Annotated in this window: 11 protein-coding genes; 6 read left to right on the forward strand and 5 right to left on the reverse strand. The window is 73.1% G+C overall.

The genetic code is table 11. The annotated features are described in order from the left end of the window. Positions 1-9: 9 nt before the first annotated feature. Complete coding sequence (locus OG439_RS31665) at positions 10-843, reverse strand: Bax inhibitor-1/YccA family protein (RefSeq protein WP_326944385.1); 834 nt, start codon at positions 841-843, stop codon at positions 10-12. Positions 844-1,176: 333 nt separating this feature from the next. On the opposite strand from OG439_RS31665, the gene OG439_RS31670 reads away from it, so the two are divergent. From OG439_RS31670 to OG439_RS31685, 4 genes are all read left to right on the forward strand, one after another. Then, positions 1,177-2,637: a hypothetical protein gene (locus OG439_RS31670; protein WP_326944386.1), complete on the forward strand. Its 1,461-nt coding sequence runs from the start codon at positions 1,177-1,179 to the stop codon at positions 2,635-2,637. 4 nt (positions 2,638-2,641) lie between these two features. Continuing rightward, positions 2,642-3,355 carry a class F sortase gene (locus OG439_RS31675; RefSeq protein WP_326944387.1) on the forward strand — a complete coding sequence of 238 codons (714 nt, stop codon included), beginning with the start codon at positions 2,642-2,644 and terminating at the stop codon, positions 3,353-3,355. 107 nt (positions 3,356-3,462) lie between these two features. After that, the gene (locus OG439_RS31680) at positions 3,463-5,454 is read left to right on the forward strand and encodes an SDR family oxidoreductase (RefSeq protein WP_247057745.1); all 1,992 of its coding nucleotides are present in this window, start codon (positions 3,463-3,465) and stop codon (positions 5,452-5,454) included. A gap of 131 nt (positions 5,455-5,585) precedes the next feature. After that, positions 5,586-6,836, forward strand: a complete 1,251-nt coding sequence (locus OG439_RS31685) for a cell division protein DivIVA (protein ID WP_326944388.1) — start codon at positions 5,586-5,588, stop codon at positions 6,834-6,836. A 279-nt stretch (positions 6,837-7,115) separates the two neighbouring features. Here OG439_RS31685 and OG439_RS31690 read toward each other — a convergent pair whose 3' ends face one another. From OG439_RS31690 to OG439_RS31705, 4 genes are all read right to left on the reverse strand, one after another. Next, the gene (locus OG439_RS31690) at positions 7,116-8,441 is read right to left on the reverse strand and encodes an amidase family protein (RefSeq protein WP_326944389.1); all 1,326 of its coding nucleotides are present in this window, start codon (positions 8,439-8,441) and stop codon (positions 7,116-7,118) included. A gap of 25 nt (positions 8,442-8,466) precedes the next feature. Next, positions 8,467-9,069, reverse strand: coding sequence for a helix-turn-helix transcriptional regulator (locus tag OG439_RS31695; RefSeq protein ID WP_247057751.1), 603 nt, complete (start codon positions 9,067-9,069; stop codon positions 8,467-8,469). 77 nt (positions 9,070-9,146) lie between these two features. After that, entirely contained in the window at positions 9,147-9,419 is a 273-nt protein-coding gene (locus OG439_RS31700) for a WXG100 family type VII secretion target (RefSeq protein WP_247057754.1), read from the reverse strand. Next, the gene (locus tag OG439_RS31705; protein ID WP_247057756.1) at positions 9,416-9,688 is read right to left on the reverse strand and encodes a WXG100 family type VII secretion target; all 273 of its coding nucleotides are present in this window, start codon (positions 9,686-9,688) and stop codon (positions 9,416-9,418) included. Before OG439_RS31705 ends, OG439_RS31700 begins: the two co-directional genes overlap by 4 nt. 177 nt (positions 9,689-9,865) lie before the next feature. Between OG439_RS31705 and OG439_RS31710 the strand changes: the two genes are divergently transcribed. Both OG439_RS31710 and OG439_RS31715 read left to right on the forward strand, forming a co-directional pair. Beyond that, positions 9,866-13,144, forward strand: coding sequence for a BTAD domain-containing putative transcriptional regulator (locus tag OG439_RS31710; protein WP_326944390.1), 3,279 nt, complete (start codon positions 9,866-9,868; stop codon positions 13,142-13,144). Positions 13,145-13,507: 363 nt separating this feature from the next. Continuing rightward, entirely contained in the window at positions 13,508-17,152 is a 3,645-nt protein-coding gene (locus tag OG439_RS31715) for a BTAD domain-containing putative transcriptional regulator (protein WP_326944391.1), read from the forward strand. Positions 17,153-17,172 lie beyond the last annotated feature (20 nt).

A 17,172-nucleotide genomic window follows, 5' to 3' on the forward strand; every position in this document is an offset into this window, starting at 1 on the left:
TGAGCCAGCTTACTCGCGGAGGTACGACAGCAGTCGCAGGATCTCCAGGTACAGCCAGACCAGGGTGGTCATCAGGCCGAAGGCGACGTACCAGGCCCACTTCGACGGCATGCCCTCGCGGATCATCCGGTCCGCCTGGTCGAAGTCGAGCAGGAAGCTGAAGGCCGCGATGCCGATGCAGACGATGCTGAAGATGATGGCGATCGGGCCGCCGTCACGCAGCGGGTTGAAGCCGAAGGCCAGCGCACTGATCAGGTTGAACAGCATCAGGATCGCGACACCGACGACGGCGCCGACGATCCACTTGGTCAGCTTCGGCGTCACCTTGACCGCGCCGGTCTTGTAGACCACCAGCATGCCGATGAAGACACCCATGGTGCCGACGATCGCCTGCAGCGCGATGCCCGGGTAGATCACCTCGAACACGCCGCTCAGCGCGCCGAGGAACAGGCCTTCGGCGGCCGAGTAGACGAGCGTGAGCGGCGCGCTCGCCTTCTGTTTGAAAATGATCACCAGCGAGATGACGAGCCCGACGACCAGGCCGCCGAGCATCGCCCCGATGAGCGCGCCGGACAGCCGGCCGGTGTCGGCCAGCTGGTTCTGCGCCCAGATCGCCGTGACGATCCCGACGAGCAGCGTGGTGCCGAGGCTCATGCCCGTCTTGACGACGACGTCGTCGACCGTCATCGGGCGGTCGCCCTCGCCGGAGGAGACCTGTCCCGGGCCGTACCCGGGCACGCCGCCCTGGGGCTGGTTGAAGCCCACCGGGGGGCCGTACTGGCCGTGAGTCTGCGTTCCGCCCTTTGGCAGGTTGCGGAACGCCGGGTTGCTACTGGAACGCACCTGATCCTCCTGGATCTGCTGCTTTGTCAATCAAGCTGCGTGAATCAACGCTGCATCGGGTCCAACGACCGTCGGGGACGCGCGGTTCCCGTCGAGTAAAGACGACTTTACTCGACACCTGGTCAGCGGTCCTCGCGCACACCGTATGCGACCGACGTCACGACCGTTCGCCGACAGGCACCCGATGGACGCTAGACATCCCCAACCCGTTCGAGCGACCCTCACTTGGCGTGTTCGGATCTTCACCGAAAGCGCACCTGGGACTTGATCAAACGTGTGACCTGCGACGACACCCCGACGTCGGCGCGGGACCGTCGAAGGAGTCGAAACACCATGGGGTGGTCTGCACGCCCGCGCGCGGGTCGACGCGCGCTCACCGGCCTGGTCGCGGCCGCCCTGCTCGGCGCCCTCTCGGTGACGGTCGGGGCCCCGGCGGCGTCGGCGGCGTCCCAGGAGGGCATCGGCTACGAGGTCAAGCCCGGGCAGCCGATGAAACCGACGCCGAGCCGCAACTGGCTGGGCTCCTACATCGTCGGCGGGCAGCAGGTGTTCTGCGTGAGCTTCCAGCTCAAGGCCCCGAACACCGACGAGGAGTACAAGCCCGGCGACGAGCTGCTGACGAAGTGGGGCACGAAGCTGCCCGCGGACCAGGCGGCCAACATCTCCTACCTGCTGCTGCGCTACGGCGACACGAAGAAGCCCGAGGAAGCCGCGGCGCTCGCGCACCTGCTGCACTCCTGGACGGCGGCGCCGCGCTCGGCCGCCGACCTCGACCCGTCGCTGACCGCCGACAAGATCGGTTACGACGCGGACTTCCACCTGAGCAAGCTGCCCGCGGCCGCGCAGTCCGCCGTCGAGCGGCTGAAGAGCGAGGCCGAGACCAACCGCGGCCCGTGGACCGCGTCGGTCACGACACCGAAGGACGACCAGCACGCCGGCACCGCCGGCGAGTGGACGGTGACGGTCAAGAACGCCAAGGGCAAGGGCGTCGCCGACGTCCCGGTGAAGCTGACGGCGACCGCCGCGACGCTCGGCGAACAGAAGGCCGCCACGGCCGCGGGCAACGCGAGCCCGCAGGCCGCGGCCAAGGACGTCACGGTCAAGACCGGCGAGGACGGCACGGTGAAGGTCGAGCTGACGCCGACCGGGGACAAGCCCGAGCTGGCCGCGTCCCTCACCGCCCCCGCCGACCGGCCGTACGTGCGCGCGCCGGTCAACACCGGCGTCCAGCGGGTCGTCTCGACCGGCGGCGAGAAGGAACTGACCGCCCAGGGCGTCGTCAACGTCGCGAAGCCGGGCGTGGTGCAGGTGACCAAGGTCGACGCGAACAGCGGCAAGGGCGTCGGCGGCGCGGTCCTGCGGATCACCGGCACGGACAAGACGTCGGCCGCCCTGGGCCAGGACGGCAAGCCGCTGACCGGCGCCGACGGCAAGCCCGCCGTCGTCACCACCGACGGGAAGACCGGCGGGGTCACCGTCGAGAACCTGCGGGCACCGCAGGACATCTGCGTGGTCGAGGTCAGCCCACCGCCGGGTTACACGAACGCCTACGACCCGCAGAACCCGCCGTCGGCCTGCGGGAAGATCGAGCCGGGCAAGACCCTCGCGCTGACCGTGTCGAACAAACCGAACGAGGTGCCGCACGCCATCCCGGCGGGCGACCAGCCGGTCGCGCTGGCCCACGGCACGGTCGAGACGAGCTACTCGGGGCTGGGCGTGGCCGGGCTCGGCCTGCTCGCCCTGCTGGGTTCCGCGCTGGTCGGCTTCGCCGCTCGGCGGGCGTCGCGCGGGTAACGGGATGGCAGGCAAAGCCCGGCTGCTGGCCGGTTTCGCAGCGGGCGCGGTGACGGTGCTGGCGGTGCAGGTCGCCACCGGCGTGATCGACGCGCCGCCGTCGACGACCGTCGTCGCGGGGACGGCGCTGCCCGCTCCCGCGGCCGGGCGGTCGCCGGGCGGGGCGCCGGTGACTTCGACGCCGTCGCCGCCGCCTTCTTCTGTGCAACCGCCGCCTCCTGCGCCGCCGACGACGACCGCGGCGGCTCCGGCGGCGGAGACCCCGCGGGTGCCCGCGCCGCAGCAGCCGGGCACCGTCCGGCTGCCCGGCGGCGGCACGGCGACGTTGGTGCGCAAGGAACTCGGGCCGGGCGCCGAGCTGCCGATCCCCGCCGACCTCGGCCAGGCGACCTGGTGGGGCGCCGAGCTGGACGCGGCGGGCGGGGCGAGCGTGTTCGCCGGCCACGTGAACTGGCGCGGCGCGACCGGGCCGTTCGCGGAGCTGTGGACCGACCGCATCGGCGGCCAGGTGTCCATTGTGGACGGCGCGGGCAAGACCTGGCGCTACACCGTCTCCCAGCTGGTCACCGTGCACAAGAACGACCTGGCCGCCCGCGCCGACGAGCTGTTCGGCCAGTCCGGCCCGCACCGGGTCGTCCTGGTCACCTGCGGCGGCCGCTGGGTCGGCGGTTCGGACGGCTACGAGGAGAACCGCGTCGTCATCGCGGACCCGACCTAAGTTACTCGTGGGTAACATCACGTGGTGCCACGGTGGTCACTGACGCCCGGATGCAGCACAATGCCCAGGGGCAGGCAGCGTGTGCGGCGAGAGGTGAGGCGACGACGATGGCGACGTTCTTGGTGACCGGGGCGACCGGACTGATCGGGCGCCAGTTCACCCGGCTGCTGCTCTCCCGCCCCGACGACGACCGCGTGGCGCTGGTCGTGCGCGCCTCCTCGCGGGCCAAGCTGGCCGCGCTCGTCGATCAGTGGCCGCACTCCGACCGCGTCACGCTGGTCACCGGCGACCTCGGCGAACCGCTGCTCGGAGTGTCCGAAACGGACCGCGACGAGCTGCGCGGGCACGTCGACCACGTCGTGCACCTGGCCGCGCTCTACGACCTCACCGCCGACGACGAAGCCAGCGTCAAGGCCAATGTGGACGGCACGCGCGCCGTCGTCGACCTCGCCGCGGACCTGCGCGCCGGCTGCCTGAACCACGTCTCGTCGGTGGCCGTCGCGGGTGACCACGACGGCGTCTTCACCGAGGAGATGTTCGACGCCGGCCAGCGGCTGGTCACGCCGTACCACCGGACCAAGTTCGAGGCCGAGAAGATCGTCCGCGAGCAGGACAGCGTGCCGTGGCGGGTGTACCGGCCCGCCGTCGTCGTCGGCGACTCCGTCACCGGCGAGATGGACAAGGTCGACGGCCCGTACTACCTCTTCCCCGCGATCAGCCGCCTCGCCGGGCTGCCGGACCTGCCGATCTTCGGGCCCGACCTCGGCGACACGAACGTCGTCCCGGTCGACTACGTCGCCAAGGCGCTGCTGGAGCTGGTGATCCGCCCGGGCCTCGACGGCCAGGCCTTCCACCTGGTCAACCCCGAGCCGCAGCCGGTCGTCTCGGTGTACAACGCCTTCGCGAAGGCCGCGGGCGCCCCGACGATCACGGTGCAGCTCAACGAGCGCCTCTCGCGGGGCATCGTCGGGCTGGTCAAGCTGTCCGAGCACATCCCCGGCTTCACCATCGCGCGCGACGCCGTGCTCGAGCGCCTCGGCATCCCGCCGGTGCTGCTGGAGACGATGGCGTTCCCGTCGGTGTTCTCCTCGACCGCGACGCGCAAGGCCCTCGCCGGCCGCGTCGAGGTGCCGCCGCTGGAGGACTACGCGGCGACGCTGTGGCGCTACTGGCGCGAGCACCTCGACCCGTTCCGCGCGCGCAAGCACGGCCCGCGCGGCGAGCTGGACGGCCGGCGCGTGATCATCACCGGCGCGTCGTCGGGCATCGGCCGCGCGACGGCGCTGAAGGTCGCCGCGGCGGGCGGGATCCCGCTGCTCGTGGCGCGGCGCCAGCACGAGCTGGAAGAGGTGCGCGACGAGATCATCGCGGCCGGCGGCACGGCGTCGGTGTACCCGGCCGACCTGACCGACGAGGACTCGGTGCACAAGGCCGTCGACGCGATGCTCGCCGAGCACGGCCGGATCGACATGCTGGTCAACAACGCCGGCCGGTCGATCCGCCGGTCGATCAGGCTGTCGTACGACCGGATGCACGACTACGAGCGCGCGATGGCCATCAACTACTTCGGCGCCGTCCGGCTGATCCTCGCGGTGCTGCCGCACATGTCCGAGCGGAAGTTCGGGCACATCGTCAACGTGTCGTCGATCGGCGTGCAGGGCATCGCGCCGCGCTTCTCGGCGTACGCGGCGTCGAAGGCGGCGCTCGACTACTTCTCGCGCATCGCGGCGACCGAGACGCACGGCGACGGGATCACGTTCACCACGATCCACATGCCGCTCGTGCGGACGCCGATGATCCGGCCGACGAAGATCTACGACGCGTTCCCGACGAAGTCGCCGGAGCAGGCCGCGGACATGGTGATGAAGGCGCTCCTCGAGCGGCCGAAGCACATCGGGACGCCGGCCGGGCAGGCGATCGGGCTGGCCTACACGCTCACGCCGGGCCTCACCGACGCCGTCGCGTACCAGGGTTTCCGGATCTTCCCGGATTCGACCGCGGCGGGCGGTTCGGGCGGGCTCAAGATCGGACGTGGCGAGAAACACCTCTCCCGCGCGGCGACCGCGCTGGCCCGGCTGTCCCGCGGGTTTCACTGGTGATCTTCCACTGGTGACTCTGCGTTTCCCGGGTACGGCCCGTTCCGGCGACGCGCCGCCAAGGCCACGACACGTGTTGGTGATTTGTTAAGCCGGACGGCGGAAGCGCAGCGTGCCCGGGTACGGTCGGGCCCATGGTTCCTGAGCGCGAGAATGCCGCAAGCGCCCTCAACGGCCTGCTCCCCCTCCGTCGTGAGTACACCCAGGCCTGGCACGGCTTCGACCGGAACGAGGTGCGCCAGTACCTCGACCACGTCGAGGCGCAGCTGCGCCGGGTCGTCAGCGACCGTGACGCCGCGGTGGCGCAGACCGCCGCGGTCGCGCGCGAGCTGGAGTCCGTCCGGCAGCAGGTCGGGCAGCTCGAAGCGCGCGTCGAGGAGCTGAAGAAACCGCCGGAGCGGCTCGAGGACCTCGACGAGCGGATGCAGCGGACGGTCACGCTCGCGCAGGCCCGCGCGGACGAGATCGTCAAGCGCGCCGAGGCCGCCGCGGAGAAGACGTGGGCGGGCTCGACCGAGGCGTCGACGAAGCTGCGTGAGCGCTACACGCGGCTCGTCACGGAACTGGACAAGCAGGCCGATCTGCTCCATTCGGAGCACGAGAACGCGCTTTCCGAGACGCGCGCGGAGGTGCAGCGGCTCACCGTCGAGGCGGCCCAGCGGCGGGAACTGCTCGACAACGAGGCGGAGCGCAAGCGCCGCAAGCTCGAGCGCGAGTTCGAGGCGTCCCAGACGGCCCAGAAGGCGGCGCTGGAGAAGCACGTCGCCGACCAGCGCACGGCGAGCAAGAACCAGGCCGAGCGCCGGCTCGCGGAAGCGACGGCGGAGGCAAAGCGCCGGCTCGACGAGGCCACGGGCGAGGCCAAGCGCCGCCTCGACGAGGCGACGACCCAGGCCGCCCAGCGCACGACGGCGGCCAACCGCAAGGTCGAGCGGCTGGCGGAGATCCGCGAGCAGGCCCGCAAGAGCCTGGCGGCGGCGGAGGACATCCTCAACCGCAGCGAGACGCAGCTGGCGACCCTGCCGGAAGAGGCCGTGATCCCCCAGGCCTCCCGCCTGGTGGGCGGCGACTCCCCGGCCGAGTCCCCCACGACCCCGGCCGCACCGGTGGTCCCGGTGGTCCAGCCGACGCCGGCCAAGCCTTCGGGCGCGACGAAGGCGCCGGTGCCGGTGCCGGTTCCGGTGAAGCAGGCACCCCCGGTGAAGCAGCCCCCGGCGGCGGCCAAGCAGGCCCCGGCGGCGGCGAAGCAGCCTCCGGCGGCGGCGAAGCCGGGCAACAACGCCCCGGCGAAGCAGCACGGCCCGGCGACCAAGCCGGTGAACGGGAACGGGAACAGCAATGGCGCCAAGCCGCTGACGCCCGCGGCGGGCAAGCCCAGCTCCTGAAGTCTTGAAGCCGTCAAGGCCGCGCTGCCGAGGTCGGTGGCGCGGCTTTTCGGCTGCGCGGGCTTGGCCGGTATTGCAGCCTTGCGCTCCAGCGACAGCCCCTGGGTCTGCGGCGCCTTCCTGCCTGAGCAGCCCCCGATTCCACGCTAGCCGTGGGCACCGACAGTTCCGGCTCCTCCGCACGCCGACGGCCGGGTTTGTCCACAAGCCGTCGTGGTTGTGGACAAGCCCCCCGTCCTGGCTTTGGACAAGCCCGAGGGGATCAGCTCAAGTCGGAAGTCAGCCGCGGGTGGTTCGGGGCCAGGGGTTCGCCGCCTCCAGTTGGGCTGCCAAGCCCAGCAGCAGCGACTCCCCTCCCGGCCTCGCCACCAGCTGGACCGACGTCGGCAGGCCCGACGTCGACGCCCTGCCCACCGGGACCGAGATCGCCGGGTAGCCCGCCAAGTTCCACAAGCCCGTGAAGCCCGCCAAGCGCAGCGACGGCACCACGTTCGACGCCCACCTGCGCTCGTGCCAGCGGGCCGCCTTTGCCGGCCAGTGCGACAGCGTCGGCGTCATCAGGACGTCGTGGTCCGTGAAGAACTCCTCCGCCCGCGCTACCCAGCGCTGCTTCGTGCGTTCGCGGATGAAGCCCGCCTTCTGGAACAGCCGGCCCAGGCGGACGTGCGTGCGGGTCCGGCGTTGCAGGCGGGAGAAGTCGAAGTCCTGGGCCTGCTCGGCCGGGCCGGCGCACCAGCGGGCCGAGATGCCCAACAGCGCCGTCACGGGGTACTTCGGCGCGCCCGGCGCCACCGTGTGCCCGGCCGCCGCAAGCAGGTCCGCCGCCTGGGTGACTGCCGCGACCAGCTCGCGGGGTACCGGCGAGTGGAGGACCGGCACCGTCGTCGACGTCCCGATGCGCAGCGCGCCGGGCGGGGTGACTGTCGCCAGTGCAGGGTCCGCGGCCAGTACTGACAGCAGGACCGCCGCGTCGGCGACCGTCGTGGCCAGGGGGCCGTGCACCGACATGCCGAACCAGCCGCCCTCGGCCAGCCGGTCCGCGCCCGGCTTCAGGCCGACCAGTCCGCACATCGCCGCCGGGAGGCGGATCGAGCCCAGGCCGTCGGTGCCGTGGGCCAGCGGGACCAGGCCGGACGCCACCGCCGCCGCGCTGCCGCCGGAGGAGCCGCCCGCGGCGTACGTCGGTTCCCAGGGGTTGCGGGCGATGCCTTCCGGGGTGTCGCTCATCGGCCAGACGCACAGCTCCGGCACGCGCGTCAGCCCGACGAGCACCGCGCCGGCCGCGCGCAGCCGAGCCGCGATCACGCCGTCTTCGAGAGCCGCTGTGGACGGGCCCGCCACCGACCCGTGCGAAGCGAACTCGCCGGTGATCGCCGTGACGTCCTTGACCGCGACGGGCACCCCCGCCAGCGGCAGCGACGCCAGATCGGGCCGCGCGGCGACCTCGGCGGCCTCCGCCAGCGCCTCCTCGACGCGCACCCGGCGGAACGCGCCGACCACGCCGTCGGTGGCGGCGATCCGGTCGAGGGCTTCCTTGGTCACCTGCACCGGATCGAGCGTCCCGGCCCGCACCGAGGCCGCGATCTCTGCTGCGGTCAACACCATGATCGCGACCCTAGGCGAAACTCGCTCAGATTGCGCCCGCCCGCAGCGCGTAGGCGACGGCGTGGGCGCGGTTGTTGAGCCCGCAGCGGGTCATCAGGCCGTAGAGGACGTTCTTCACGGTCCGCTCGGAATAACACAGCTTCGCGGCGATTTCTTCGGTGCCGAAGCCCTCGGCGACCAAGCGCAGCACGTCGCACTCGCGGGCGGCCAGCCCGGAGAGGGTGAGCCCGTTCGGCTCGAGGACGTCCCGGCGCATGCGCTGGACCTGCGAAAGCAGCGCCCCCTGCAGCCGCGGCGGCAGGTTCGCCGTGCCGTCGCCTGCCGCCATCACCGCCGTGACCAGCTCGGACCCGCCCGTGTCGCGGCGCGGCAGGATCGCCACGACGCCGCTCTCCAGCACCGACATCAGGTCGCTCTCGCGGAAGTGCTCCACGACCAGCACGACGTGCGAGGCCTTGGCCGCCCGGATCTCGCCCAGCACCGCCTCGGTGACGTGCTCCTCCATCACCAGCAGCACGTCGGGCACCAGGTCGGTGATCCGGACGTCCGGATGGGACTCCAGCAGGCTCACCGCGCCGGCGTGCGTGATCGGGTCCGAGGCGAGGACGGTCACTTCGACGGGCTTCATGCCCCGAGCATGACCTGTGGGTCTTCACGCCCTCCCTATTCCGTCTTCACGCCGGCCCGAAGGCCCGTGAAGACGGCTCAGGAACCGGCCTCGTCATAGCCGCGGGCCAGCTCGCCGAACGCCTCCCGCGCGCGGTCGACGCAGTCCGGCATCCGCTCGGCCGCCCGGGCCCAGTCGCTCTTGGCCCGCAGGTACCGCTCCCGCGCCTCGTCGGTCCAGCCGGCCAGCCCCGGCTCCACAGTGGACTCCAGCTCGGCCAGCAGGTCGCCGAGGCCGCCGGTGATCGACCCCATCCGGTCGAGCACCAGGTCGGCGAGGGTGAAGTCGAACCGCTGGCGGGACACGGTCATGTCCCGCCCGGCCCGCCGGACCGCTGCCGGGGGACCCGGCCGCCGGTGGCCTCCAGCAGCCACGCGAGCCGGGTGAGGATCACGTCGAACTCCTGCTCCCAGTCGTTCATCGCCTGGCCGAAGCGCACCGCGGCCTCGCCGCGCCACGCCGCCTGCAGGGTCGCCATCTCGCTGTTGACGTCGCGGAGCTGGGAGTTCGCGGCCTCGATGGCGGACGCGAAACGCACAGCGGCGCACTTCATGTCGTCCGTCGGCGCGGCTGAACTCATTCGCGGCTCCTCACGTGTCCGGCACCCGAGGGTGGCCTACCGGGCAGCCGAACGAAACCCCGCCCGGTAGCCGTTGCCCGAATGTCCGCCATCCTTGCCTGCGGGTTCACGACCGCCGCGTATGCTCACCTCAGGCATCCGGCGCGTGACGATACGTCAGCGCACGAAGGGAGACCGATGTCGGCTGCGGACAGCGCCGCACCGAGACTCCGATTGCTGGGTCCCGTACAAGCTTGGCGAGGCGACACCGAGCTCGACCTCGGCTCCGCGCACCGGCGCACGGTCCTCGCCGCACTGGCGATGAACCCCAACCGCACGGTCTCGCGCGAGGAGCTGATCGACGCCGTCTGGGGCGAGGCGCCCCCGCAGAGCGCGCAGGGTTCGATCTACACCTACGTCTCCGGGCTGCGGCGCTCGCTCGAGCCCGGCCGCGCCAAGGGTGCCAAGGGTGAGGGCCCGCAGCTGCTCGCGTCGATCGGGTCCGGCTACTCCCTCTGCCTGGACGCCGAGGCGATCGACGTCCACCACTTCGAGGCCCTGCGCGAGCAGGCCCAGCGCCGGCAGTCCGCCGGCGACCTGCGCGGCGCGCGCGAAACCCTCGACGAGGCCCTGGGCCTCTGGCACGGCGTCCCGCTGTCCGGGCTGCCCGGGCCGTTCGCGGCCGCCCAGCGCGCCCGGCTCGGCGAGGTGCGGCTGGCGACGATCGAACGCCGCGCCGAGATCGTGCTGGAGTCCGGCGGGCACCACGAGCTCGTCGCCGAGCTGACCGCGCTGACCCGCGAGCACCCCTTCCGCGAGACGCTGCGCGGCCTGCTCATGCGCGCGCTGGCCCGGTCCGACCGGCGGACCGAGGCGATCGCGGTGTACGTCGACGTCCGCGACAGGCTGGTCGAGTCGTCGGGCACCGAGCCGGGCCCGGCGCTGCGGCGGCTGTACGAAGAACTGCTGGACAAGCCCGCCGAGCCGCCGGCCCCGAGGCCGGCGCCGCCCGCCCGCGTGACACGGTTCCCGGTCGCGTCACTTCCGGACCGCACGGACGTCTTCGTCGGCCGGGACGCCGAGCTGGCGCTGCTGCGCGAGGCCGTCGCCGGCCTGCTCGACGGGACCGGCCGGTCGCTGTGGCTGGAAGGCGAACCGGGCAGCGGCCGGACCGCGCTGCTGGCCGAAGTGCTCGCCACGGCGCAGGAAGCCGACGTGAAACCCGCGTTCGCCGCCGCCGACGCGCTGGATCAGCGGTTCGCGCTGCGGCCGTTGCTCGACGCGCTGGGCGTGCACCCGCGGGCCACCGACGAGCGCCGCTCGGACCTCGCCGTCCGCCTCTCCGAGCAGCCCGGCGAAGACCCGGTCGACGGCCTGCTCGGCCTCGTCCGCGAGCTGTGCGCGGAGGCGCCGCTGGTGCTCGCGGTCGACGACCTGCAGTGGGCGGACGACTCGACGTTGCGCGTCTGGCGGTACCTGAGCCGGGAGACGCGGGACCTGCCGCTGCTGCTCGTCGGCGCGTGCCGGCCGGTGCCGCGGCTGTCCGCGCTCGACGACCTGCGCGGCGAGCTGGACGCCGACACCACCACCGTGCTCGCGCTGCCGCCGCTGGCCGAGAGCGCCGCGCTCGAGCTCGCCACCGAGCTGGTGGGCGCGCCGCCGGGGCCCGGGCTGCAGCTGCTGGTGTCGTACGCGGCCGGGAACCCGCGCTACGTCCGCGAAGTCGTCGAGACGCTGCTGGCGCAGTCGATGATCGTGCTCGACGGCGTGCACGCGCACCTGGACGGCAACTCGTGCCAGAACATCCCGTCCCCGCTGGGGTCGCGGATCACGCTGTACCTGAGCTTCCTCTCCAGTGGCACGCGCGACACCCTGCGCTGGGCCGCGCTGCTGGGCCGCGAGTTCTCGTTGTCCGACATCGCGGTCGCCACCGAGCGGCCGCCGACGTCGCTCGTGGGCGCGGTCGACGAGGCGATCACCTCCGGCGTGCTCGTCGAGTCCGGTGACCGGGTGGCGTTCCGGCACCCGTTGCTGCGCCGCGTGCTCTACGAAAAGACGCCCGCGGCGATGCGCGTCGCGTTGCACCGGCAGCTGGCCGAGGCCTTCGCGACGGCGGGCGCGCCCGCCGACCGCGTCGCCGAGCAGCTCGCCGCGGCGCCGGCCCAGGTCGACCCGTGGGTCGTCGGCTGGCTGCTGGAGAACATCGGCACGGTCGCGACCGAAACCCCGCGCGTCGCGGTGGATCTGCTGCGTCACGCCGTCACGCAGGGGGCGCTGCAGCAGGAAGCGCGGGAGACGCTCACCGCGACGCTGGCCCGGCTGCTGTTCTGGCTCGGGCGCGAACCCGAGGCCGAAGCGCGCTCGGTCGTCGCACGGACGTCCGACAGCAGGCGCGCGGCCGAGATGCGCTGGATCCTGGCCTACATCTACTACCGCCGCGGCGACTTCGCCGAGGCGACGGCCGAGGTGAAGCGGACCCTCGACGACGTGGACGTCCCGGAGATGTGGCGCGGGCGGCACGAGTCGCTGCTGACCACGCTGGAACGGCTGGGCGACGACCCGGGCGCGGTGCTGGTGCCTGCCGGGCTGCACCCGCTGGACGACGCGGCGCTGTCCGTGCCGAACCTCGACAGCCTCGACGAAGCCGCCGAGCCGCTCGACGCCGCCCGCCGGCTCGCCGCGACCCGCGCGGTGCCGGGCGAGATGCACCTGGCCGGCGCGGTGCACTACTACTGGCTCGGCCGCTGGCCGGAGGCGCTGGCCGAGCTGGACGCGGTGATCCGCGACGGCGCGGAAACCGCTTCCTACGTGTTGCGCAGCCCGGGTTCGGCGCTGCTGGTGCACGGCGTCGGCGCGCTGATCGCCGGGCACCGCGGTGAGCCGGGGCAGGCCCGGACGCACCTCGAAGCCGCCAGCCGGCAGCAGTTCCCGAAGGGTCTCGAACCCGACGGCGGCGACTTCCTGCTCGCGGCGCGGTCGCTGCTGGCCGAGCAGGACGGCCGGCCCGAAGAGGCGCTGGCGGCGCTCTTGCCACTGCTGGAGGAGAACTACCCGCCGGCCGCGCGGCACCAGTGGCTGCCCGACCTCGTCCGGCTCGCCGGGCCGCTCGGCGACCAGCAGCACGCGCACCAGGCGTTGCGGCTGCTCGAACCCGAGGGCGACGTCCCGCCCGCGCACGCGGCCGCGGCCGCGCACTGCCGGGGCTTGGTCACGGGCGACCCGGAACCGGTCCTGACGGCGGCGGAGCACTACCGAGCGGCGGGCCGACTGCTCAAGCAGGCCAAGGCGACCGAGGACGCGGCGATCCTGCTGGCCGAATCGGAGCGCCTGGACGACGCCCGTACGGCGTTCCGCGCCGCACTGACGATCTACACGGGCATCGGCGCGGTCTGGGACGTCCGGCGCGCGGAGGCCCGGATGCAGCCGTTCGGGATCCGGCGGGCCAACTCGGTCCGGTCGCGGGCCGCCGGCGAGTGACAACGACGTCATCGATGTCCCGCCAGGCGTGATCAGCAAGCCGGCACGCGTGATTGCGGAGCCGACACGCGTGATTGAAGGGTCGACACGGGCTCTGGAGACGCCTCCGCCGTGTCGACCTTCCAGACACGCGTGTCGACTCGCCAATCACGCGTGTCGACCCTTCCGTCACGGGGCGGTCAGGGCCCTGGCCTGGGCCGTCCACCAGGGCATACGCCGGTGGCGACCGCTCGCGGCTTTCCGGCCGCCGGGGCGTGATCACGGGCTTGCCAGGTCAGTAAGCTCCCCGGAGTAGGTCAACCCGATCGGGTGTTGCCACGTCGGTAAAGTCGACGGAGAAGTCGGTACCGAGAACGGAACGACATGCCAGGGGATGCGGACACCGGTCTGCGAGTGGGCGTGCTCGGCCCGCTGCGGGCCTGGCGCGGGACGGCCGAGATCGGCCTCGGCCCCGCTCGTCAGCGCGCGATCTTCGCCGTGCTCGCGGTCAACGCCGGCCGCCCCGTCCCGCGTGCCGAGCTGATCGCCGGCGTCTGGGGCGATTCCGCGCCCGCGAGCGTCGAAGGCAGCGTCCACACCTACGTCTCCGGCCTGCGCCGGGCGCTGGAGCCGGACCGCTCGCGCTGGTCGGCGTCGAGCGTCCTGGTGTCGGAAACGGCCGGCTACTCCCTGCTGCTCGACGACGACGCGCTCGACGCGGCCGTGTTCGAGCGTCACCGCGAACGCGCGCAGCGGCACCTCGAGCAGGGTGACCCGCGGGCCGCCGTCACCGAGCTGGACGCGGCCTTGGCGCTCTGGCAGGGCGAAGCGCTCTCCGGTGTCCCGGGCGGGTTCGCCGAGCGGCACCGCGAATACCTCGCCGAGCTGCGGCTGGCCACGCTGGAACAGCGGGCCGAGGCCCTGCTCGCGCTCGGCGGCCACCTCGACCTGGCGCCCGAGCTGGCCGTGCTGGCCGGGGAGAACCCGTTGCGGGAGTCCCTGCGCGAGTCGCTCATGCTCGCCCTCTACCGCAGCGGCCGCCACGGTGACGCCCTCGACGTCTTCCGCGACGCCCGCACCACGCTGATCGGCGAACTGGGCGTCGAGCCCGGGCCGGCACTGCAGCGGCTCCAGCAGCAGATCCTCGCCCAGGACCCGGCCCTCGACGCGCCCGCGGTGGTCGCGCCGCCCCCGCCCGTTCCGGCGCCGCGGCACCGGCTTTTCGGCCGGGAGACAGAAACCGCACGGCTCGCGGAGCTCGTCACCGACGTCCGGGCCGGCCGCGGCCGCGCCGTCTGGATCGAGGGCGAAGCCGGGATCGGCAAGTCCGAGCTGCTCGCCGACTCGCTGACCGGCGGCCCGGGTTTCCAGCTGCTGTGGGCGGCCGCCGACGAGCTGAGCACCCGGTTCCCGCTGCAGGTCATGATGGAGTGCCTGGAGATCGACGCGCACTCGCCCGACCCGCGGCGCGCGCGGGTGGCGAAGGAACTCGCCGGCGAGGGTCCGGTGCGGCGCAGCTGGGGCCCGGCCGACCCGGTGCTCGGCGCCGTCGACCGGCTGCTGGTCCTGGTCGACGAGCTCTGCGCGCAGACGCCGCAGGTGCTGGTGGTCGACGACCTGCAGTGGGCCGACGAGGCGTCCGTGCTGGTCTGGCACCGGCTCTGCGCGGCGACGCGGCAGCTCCCCCTGCTGCTGGTGGCCGCGACCCGGCCGGCGCCGGACCGCGCCGAGCTCGCCCAGCTGCGCCGCGGCGTCCAGGCACGCGACGGCGTGGTGCTCGACCTCACGCCGTTGAGTGGTGACGACGTCGGCCGCCTCATCGAGGACCAGATCGGCGCGGTACCCGGGCCCGGCCTGCGCGAGCTGGCCGCCCGTGGCGCGGGAAACCCGTTGTACGTCAAGGAGATGGTCGACGTCCTGCTGCGCGCCGGCGCGGTCGAGGTGACCGGCGGCGAGGCCGACGTCGACGATCCCGAGGAGTTCGAGGCGCCGCGGTCGCTGGTCGCCGCGGTCGACCGGCGGCTCGACTTCCTGCCCGCGCGGACGCAGGAGGTGCTGCGCTGGGGCGCGTTGCTGGGCATGGAGTTCGCCGTCGGGGACATCGCCGCGGTGCTCGGCTCCCGGCCGTCGGACCTGCTGGAGCCGCTGGAAGAAGCCGTCGCGGCGAACGTGCTCATCGACACCGGCACGCAGCTCGCGTTCCGGCACCCCTTGCTGCGGCAGGCGTTGTACAACCGGCTGCTGCCCGGGACGCGCGCGGCGCTGCACCGGCAGGCGGCCGAGGCGCTGGCCCGGATCGGCGCGCCGGTCAAGCGGGTCGCCGAGCAACTGGTGGCCGCACCGGCCACAGTGGACGAATGGGTGCTCGACTGGCTGGCCGGGCACCACGCGGCCGTCTCGAACCGGGCGCCGCTGATCGCCGTCGAGCTGCTCGAACGCGCACTGGCCGACGGCGCGAGCGACGACCCGCGCCGGGAGGTCCTGCTCGTCGCACTGGTCAAGGTGCTGTTCCGGCTGGAGCGCAACCCGGAATCCCTGGCGCAGCAAGCACTCGAGGTCGCCACCGAGCCCGACGCCGTCGAGGAGATGCGGCACGTGCTCGCGGCCCTGCGGCACCGCCGCGGTGACACCGACGGCGCGGTCGCGACGCTCGGCGCGTCGGCCGACGACCCGGCGGTGCCAGAGCTCTGGCGCGTCCGGCACCGGCAGCTGCTGGCGAACTTCCGCCGCGGCGATCTGTCCGATTTGGACACAGCGGAGAAGGCGGCGCGCGAGACGAAGGAGCAGGCCGGCGGCGACCGCTACCTCACCGCGCACGCGCTGCAGTCGCTCTGGCTGGTGGACTCGGTGCGCCGCGAGCACGACAGCGCGCTCGAGCACATCGACGCGGCGATCGAGGCCGTCGGCGACGAGCACGAGCTGGCCGACCTGCACCTCGACCTGCTCGACAACCGCGTCTTCACGCTGCAGAACCTCGACCGGCTCGCCGAGGCGGGCGAAGCGCTGCGAACGGCGGGCGACGTCGCGGCGCGGCACGCGATGCCGGTCGGGCTGCAGGTTTCCGTCGCGGTGCACCGGTACTGGGACGGGAGCTGGGACGAGGCGCTGGTCGAGCTGGACACGGTCACCGAGGACGGCCCGGCGATCACGTTCTACGGCCTGCGCGAACCCGGCCCGGCGGCGTTGCTCCTGCACGGCGTCGCGGCGCTGATCGCGGGAAGGCGCGACGACCGCGCGCAGGCGGCGGCCCACCTGGACGCGGCGGAGGAATACGCCCCGGCGACCGGTGCCGAGCGCGAGAGCTTCGACTTCCTGCTGGTCGCCGACGCCCTCGCGGCCGAGCAGCGCGGCGACCGGGTGCGGGCGCTGCAGATCCTCGAGCCGATCCTGAACCCGACGTACGCGCAGATGATGCTTCGCCACCAGTGGCTCCCGGCGTTCGTCCGGCTGGCGATGGAGCAGGACGACCGCGACCGCGCGGTGCGGGCGCTGGACGTCTGCGACGAGGAGGCGGCGAAGGAACGCCGGCCGGCGCGGGCGCTCGCCGCGGCGTCGTGGTGCCGCGGCCTGATCGAGGAGGACCCGAGCCCGGTGCTCGACACGGCGGAGCACTTCCGCTCGGTCGGCCGCCGCCCGGAACTGGCGTCGGCGCTGGAGGACGCGGCCGTGCTGCTGGCTCGCGCGGGCCGGCTGGACGCGGCCCAGGCGGCGTACGAGGAGGCGGCCGAGCTGTACACGGCGTTGTCGGCCCGCTGGGACCTGCGCCGCGCGGAGACGCGCCTGCGCCGCCTGGGCGTCCGCCGCGGGGCGCTGTTCTCACCGATCCGCCCGGGCCACGGCTGGGAGTCCCTGACGCCGATCGAGGTCCGCATCGCCAGCCTGGTCGCGGAGGGCCGCTCGAACCCGGACATCGCGGCGGAGCTGTCGCTGCCCCGCCGGACAGTGCAGGCCCACGTGGCGAGGCTGCTGGGCAAGCTGGAGACGCCGTCGCGGTCTGGGGTGGCGGACGCTTTCCGCCGGCGTTCCTGAGTCTGCCGCGGCTTGTCGTG

The organism is Amycolatopsis sp. NBC_01307 (assembly GCF_035975215.1).
Taxonomy (GTDB): Bacteria; Actinomycetota; Actinomycetes; order Mycobacteriales; family Pseudonocardiaceae; genus Amycolatopsis.

Coding starts and splice junctions, on each gene's coding strand:
- OG439_RS31670 (WP_326944386.1), top strand. CDS start 1,177: ATGGGGTGGTCTGCACGCCCGCGCGCGGGTCGACGCGCGCTCACCGGC.
- OG439_RS31710 (WP_326944390.1), top strand. CDS start 9,866: ATGTCGGCTGCGGACAGCGCCGCACCGAGACTCCGATTGCTGGGTCCC.
- OG439_RS31690 (WP_326944389.1), bottom strand. CDS start 8,441: ATGGTGTTGACCGCAGCAGAGATCGCGGCCTCGGTGCGGGCCGGGACG.
- OG439_RS31675 (WP_326944387.1), top strand. CDS start 2,642: ATGGCAGGCAAAGCCCGGCTGCTGGCCGGTTTCGCAGCGGGCGCGGTG.
- OG439_RS31700 (WP_247057754.1), bottom strand. CDS start 9,419: ATGACCGTGTCCCGCCAGCGGTTCGACTTCACCCTCGCCGACCTGGTG.
- OG439_RS31695 (WP_247057751.1), bottom strand. CDS start 9,069: ATGAAGCCCGTCGAAGTGACCGTCCTCGCCTCGGACCCGATCACGCAC.
- OG439_RS31705 (WP_247057756.1), bottom strand. CDS start 9,688: ATGAGTTCAGCCGCGCCGACGGACGACATGAAGTGCGCCGCTGTGCGT.
- OG439_RS31685 (WP_326944388.1), top strand. CDS start 5,586: ATGGTTCCTGAGCGCGAGAATGCCGCAAGCGCCCTCAACGGCCTGCTC.
- OG439_RS31680 (WP_247057745.1), top strand. CDS start 3,463: ATGGCGACGTTCTTGGTGACCGGGGCGACCGGACTGATCGGGCGCCAG.
- OG439_RS31715 (WP_326944391.1), top strand. CDS start 13,508: ATGCCAGGGGATGCGGACACCGGTCTGCGAGTGGGCGTGCTCGGCCCG.